The sequence below is a fragment of the Waterburya agarophytonicola KI4 genome (assembly GCF_020640915.1).
Taxonomy (GTDB): Bacteria; Cyanobacteriota; Cyanobacteriia; order Cyanobacteriales; family Xenococcaceae; genus Waterburya; species Waterburya agarophytonicola.
The window spans coordinates 1-5,393 of record NZ_JADWDC010000120.1 but is presented as its reverse complement, the minus strand read 5'-3'; the positions used below and the strand labels follow the sequence as shown (position 1 = coordinate 5,393).

4 protein-coding genes are annotated in these 5,393 nt (G+C 35.3%); all 4 read left to right on the top strand.

Features of this window, described 5'->3' with window-relative positions; all coding sequences use genetic code 11:
- The first annotated feature begins 66 nt into the window (after positions 1–66).
- The 4 genes from I4641_RS23055 to I4641_RS23040 are packed head-to-tail and all read left to right on the top strand — an operon-like array spanning position 67 to position 5,390.
- A complete protein-coding gene (locus tag I4641_RS23055) occupies positions 67–468 on the top strand; it encodes an effector-associated domain 2-containing protein (RefSeq protein WP_229642928.1) in 402 nt (133 codons plus the stop codon).
- Positions 469–479: 11 nt separating this feature from the next.
- Entirely contained in the window at positions 480–2,078 is a 1,599-nt protein-coding gene (locus I4641_RS23050) for a VMAP-C domain-containing protein (protein ID WP_229642927.1), read from the top strand.
- A 22-nt stretch (positions 2,079–2,100) separates the two neighbouring features.
- The gene (locus I4641_RS23045; RefSeq protein WP_229642926.1) at positions 2,101–3,213 is read left to right on the top strand and encodes an AAA family ATPase; all 1,113 of its coding nucleotides are present in this window, start codon (positions 2,101–2,103) and stop codon (positions 3,211–3,213) included.
- Complete coding sequence (locus tag I4641_RS23040) at positions 3,210–5,390, top strand: SAV_2336 N-terminal domain-related protein (protein WP_229642925.1); 2,181 nt, start codon at positions 3,210–3,212, stop codon at positions 5,388–5,390. Before I4641_RS23045 ends, I4641_RS23040 begins: the two co-directional genes overlap by 4 nt.
- Positions 5,391–5,393 lie beyond the last annotated feature (3 nt).

The following is a 5,393-nucleotide window of genomic DNA, read 5'->3' as shown; positions in this document are numbered from 1 at the left end:
AAGAGCCTACTTTTGCAATTTTTAACTCTGTTTGATACTTAACCGAGAAGTATTGCTTCCTATTGGATGTATCAAGATTGGTCAGGCAATATAAAAGAAGGATTTAGCAAAATTGAATCGGCTTCTAAATTAGTCAATAATGATAACTATCAATTACCTCGAAAATTAACTATTAAAGAGTTAGGAAAATTAAGAGATTGTTTTTTAGAGTGTGACTCAATACAAGATCCTCAAAGTCGCAAAGACATTATTTTGAATTTACGAAAACAAATATCCAGCAAAATAGATATGGGAGACAAAGCTAATAGCGTAGTGTTGAGCATGATTAAAACATCTCGCAGTTATTCAGGCGGACTAGCAGAAGTTTTAGATGTTATGGATATGCTCTACGAAAATAATTCTGCTGAGATGCAAAATCTCAGAAAAATAGCAATTGAAATGTTGTCTGAGGAGTTTGCCGATAGATAATGTTGTTAAAAGTGCCAACAAATTTAACAGATCGTGATTTTAAAATACTTATTGAGGCTTTAGAAAATTGCCCAAGTATTCAAGATCCTCAGAGTAGGAACGAGATTATTGATTTGTTAGGCGATCTTGCTAGACCAGTAAAGAAAATAAACGCACTTCGGGGATCTATTCTGTCCATTCTAAAAGTTTTAAGTGGGTTTCCCAATCAATTCGATCTTTTACTTGAGGCAATTAACTTTTATGAAGAGAACAGTGACTATTATCAAAATTTATTAAAAGTCGTTAAACAAATTGCTATAAATCAACAGAAGCAAGAGAATAACAAATCTCTTTCAGGTGAGTTTGAAAGTGAATTGGAAATTAATAAAAATTTCATTGAGCCAAGCGTTGAAAATATTTGGAAAGCTTTATGTCTAATTTTGAACGAAGTTAAATGGCAAGATATTTGGGACGCTTGTAAAAACATAAAAGAGTTGACTAAAGATGATAAAAAATATCTTAAAAGTTTGTGTTTTACTAAAAATTATGATTTTTTAAAGCAAAAAATTGTTACTCTCTACAATCCTAGTCAAATCATATTAGAATTTGGACAATTATTAAAACCTTATAGTAATAAAATTGATTTTTGGCTGAAACAAGCTAGTCAGGAATTAGCTATTGGTGAAAATAATCAAAGTCAAAATAAATCACAACATGAGAACTCAAATCCCATCTTATTTATTATCGTTGATCGCTGTGGTAATGGAAAAAATCAAGATAAGTGGGAAGTTAAAGCACAATTAAAATGTCAAAATGAGGAGATAATAGATATTCAGCTATCATCGGAGACAATTGGTATATATTGTGATGAATTTCAGGATATCCCTCAAGTTATCAGACAGTACATCGATAAACTAGAACAAGACAGTGAATTTAGAAACAAAGGAATTGGTAATTTAAGAGTAGAAGTTTTTCTACCTATTATAAGCTTAAATACTAGCCTTGAAGAATGGTTGATGGAATCAAAAAATCAAGCTTTTACTAAAAATTTAATTACAAAATATTGTATCTTTCTTAGAAGTAGAGAGCGTTATAAACAAAATAGTCGTATAGATTTGCTAGAAAATGGTTGGAAAAAACTAAGTGATTTTATAGCTAATGATAATCATAAAAAAGTAACTAAAACTATTATCAAGGAAATTATAGATCAAACTCAAAAGCCTAACATCCTTGAAATTTCAGAGAAGGATTGTATAGACAATTGGATTGAATTGCAAATTACCCTACAAGAATGTAGTTTTATTTGGGGAGTAAATTGGAAATCTTCTTTACCCTCCGAAATTGATAAAAGAATAGAGTTATTTGAATTTATTTATAACAGTGGGATACCAATTGTCTTTTGGTATTGGTATTGTGTTCCAGAAAAAGTAAATATTGAAAGTAAATTTGAAGAGTGTCTATCTAAAAACAATTTGAATAATCGCTGTCAGAAATTATTAGAAAAAACTTGGAATATGAGAAGAATACCTTGGGGAACTTCAGATAAAAAGAAACGCAAAACTTATCCAGGATACTATTTTGGGATGCTTCTAGAAGACCCCGAACTAATCCCTGACGACGTTTGTTATTAAAAATTCAAGACAGATATTTACAATGAATGAAACGGAAAAAATACACTGGCATCCATTTAATGGTAATGGCGATCGCATTAAAGAAGAAGAACTAAATCTACCAGAACCGCCTCCTTGGAGAAAATTTAATCGAGACATTCTTGCCGATGACAAAGAACGGTGGATTAACTTGAAACAAGCTACTTCAAAAGAAGATAAGGAGCGGGGAAGTAAATTTCGGCTACAAAAGCCTCAAGAGATGGAGCAAGACAGTTCTGGAGATCGAGAAAAACTTGATCGCCAAAAGAAAAATATTGAATTGGTTATCGCAGGTGTCAATTCTGCCTTATGTTTGCGCCGTCCTTTATTGGTAACTGGTCGTCCTGGTTCTGGTAAAACTTCTTTGGCTTATGCTTTAGCTTATCAGTTAAATTTGGGATCTGTACTTAAATGGTCAATTACGGCTCGAACAACTCTTCAGGATGGTTTGTATCGCTATGATGCGATCGCTCGTTTGCAGGAAGAAAATAAACAAGATATTGGCTCTTATATTACTCTAGGGGCATTGGGAACGGCTTTTTTACCTTCTAAGTTACCTAGGGTTCTCTTAGTGGATGAAGTGGATAAAAGTGACATCAACTTGCCTAATGATTTACTTAATTTATTTGAAGAGGGGGAATATCAAATTCCCGAATTAAAACGTTGGTTTAAGCAAAATCCAGGCGAGCCAGTTACTGTGTTTACCGAAGATAAAGGCAAAGACGAACAAGGTCAAGATATTGACTTTTCTGTGAAATTGAATAGTGGTTTAATTGGCTGCAAGGCTTTTCCGATAGTGGTGATGACCAGTAATGGAGAACGAGATTTTCCTCCTGCTTTCAAACGTCGCTGCATCAGAATCAATATGCCCAATCCCATGAGGGATAATTTGCTTTCAATTGTGAAAGCTCATATGGGAGAAACATATTTTCAGCAGTCTAAAACTGAAATCGAGCCTCTAATTGACAGATTTTTAGCTAAAAAGGACGTGGCAACAGATCAACTTTTGAATAAAATTTATCTGGCAACGGGAGGAGTTTCCTCGGAACTTAGTTCGTCAGATTTAATTGAAGAGTTGCTCTTTAAGAGTTTAAGCGATACTGAGGGTCTAGGATGAGCGATGATTACTCCTTGGCAAAACCTGATCGCTTCGGCAAGTTGTTAGAAACGCTCAATCAATCAGAACTAGCTATGGATAGCTACGAACTGGCTGATATGTGTTGGTTGCTGTTAAATGCGCCTCAAATTGAAGAATCAGCCGAAAATCAAACGGCAGATAATTCTACGCAGCAGCCAAAAAATATAAACAAACCAGGAAAGAAAAAGTCAGGTAATAACCAAACATCAACAAAGCCTTCTATCACTTCTCAGAATGATTCTGGATCAGGAAATAACCAAGAAAACCTAGAAGACAACAAAAAACAAAAAAAACCACAAGGAGAACTTTATCCTCCACAGCCTCAAGGAAAAACGGTAGGAGATGTTTTAACTTTTCCCGTAGATAATCCCACCGATCTGGGTCGTTCTCTTGGTTTAGCCAGAGCATTAAGAGCCTTATTAAAAAGAGTTCCCGCCCAAAGTCGTCCCGAAATTTTAGATGAGATAGAAACAGCAGAAAGCTATGCAGCCACTAATAAAGCAGTTTTAGCTCCTGTATTCAAACCAGTATTAGAGCCTTGGCTGGAAATAGCTTTAGTGGTAGATGGTCATGCTTCCTTAAATATTTGGCATCAAACTATTAAAGATCTAATTCTATTCCTGGGTAACTATGGTATCTTTCGCGATGTTCGAGTCTGGAAATTAGTCGAACAAGATAATAAATTGAGACTTTATAAAGGATTAGAAGTGGATTGTGGAATCATTTCTACTCCCAAAGAGTTACTAAATCCCAATGGTAGGCGAATTATTATTGTTCTGAGCGATTGCGTGGCGGACTATTGGCACAACGGTAAGATTTACTCGCTACTACAACAATGGCAGCAAACTAGCCCTCTAGCTATTCTGCAAATGCTTCCCGAATGGTTGTGGTTAAAAACTGGACTTACAGAAGGAGCAAAAGTTACATTTTTTAGCAGTGAGCCAGGAGTAAAAAATCGACAATTACTCGTTAAAGATATTTTGCTGTGGGAAGATGTGTTTAATAATCCTAATTTAAAAATTCCTGTATTTACTTTAGAAGCCAAAAGTGTAGAACAATGGAGTCATGTTGTTGCAGGGAGAAGCGATCGCAAAGTTGCAGGATTTATATTGCCATCTAAACCAAGCTCAGATGGACAATCATTAAGGCGATCGCCAAAAGATTTAGATGCAAATGCTATAGTCCGTCGTTTTCGCAATAACTCTTCCCCCTTAGCTCAAGAATTAGCTGAATTACTAGCAGCAACTCCCACCATCTTTCTACCAGTAGTCAGATTAATTCGTAGTGAGATATTACCCGAAGCAGGACAAACCCAAATTGCAGAAGTATTTTTAAGCGGAATTTTACAAGTTAGTCAAGACTATCCCCAATCTCAAGATCCCGATCTAGTACTTTATGACTTCATCAGTCCAGAAGTGAGAAACGTCTTACAAACCAGTTCGACAAAATCTCTTAGTCTCAAAGTTTTTGAGCGGGTTTCGCGCTATATAGCAGAGCGCATTGGGATTGAGTTAAGGGACTTTTTAGCCGAGTTAAAGAAACCTCTAGAAGAAATTAATCCAGAATACGGAAATATTATCTATCCTTTTGCCAAAGTAAGTAAGGAAATTCTGCTAAATTTGGGAGGAGATTATGCCCGCTTTGCCAGAGAAGAACTAAAAGCTGCAAAATACAATATTGGTAATTTTCCACCATTGCAAGACCTAGAGTATGAATCGGCAAAAATTGTTCTCCTTCAAGGTATTGAGCTACAAACCGAGGAATTTGAAGTTGCAGAAGTTGTTATTGAGCCAGAAATATATGAAATTTTTGAATTTGTCACTGCCAAACTAGAGCGAAAACCCAAAGGGTTATTACAGAGAATCAATCTCCTCAGTAGAAATGATGAAGAATGGGAAATTAAAAAACAAACAAAGCAAGAAAAACAGCTTGTTGAAAAACTCAGTGATGCGGTAGACCTAGAAATGGTACTCATTCTCCCTGGAAAATTTATGATGGGTGATTCCAAAAATCAGCATCAAGTGAATATTAGATATTCTTTCCTAATGGGAAAATATCCAGTTACTCAAGAACAATGGCAAGCCATTATGGGAAATAATCCTTCAACCCACCTTCCGCACGTCAGAATGCAACATGAAGTAATTCAAGATAATTAAGTC

Coding starts and splice junctions, on each gene's coding strand:
- I4641_RS23055 (WP_229642928.1), top strand. CDS start 67: ATGTATCAAGATTGGTCAGGCAATATAAAAGAAGGATTTAGCAAAATT.
- I4641_RS23045 (WP_229642926.1), top strand. CDS start 2,101: ATGAATGAAACGGAAAAAATACACTGGCATCCATTTAATGGTAATGGC.
- I4641_RS23040 (WP_229642925.1), top strand. CDS start 3,210: ATGAGCGATGATTACTCCTTGGCAAAACCTGATCGCTTCGGCAAGTTG.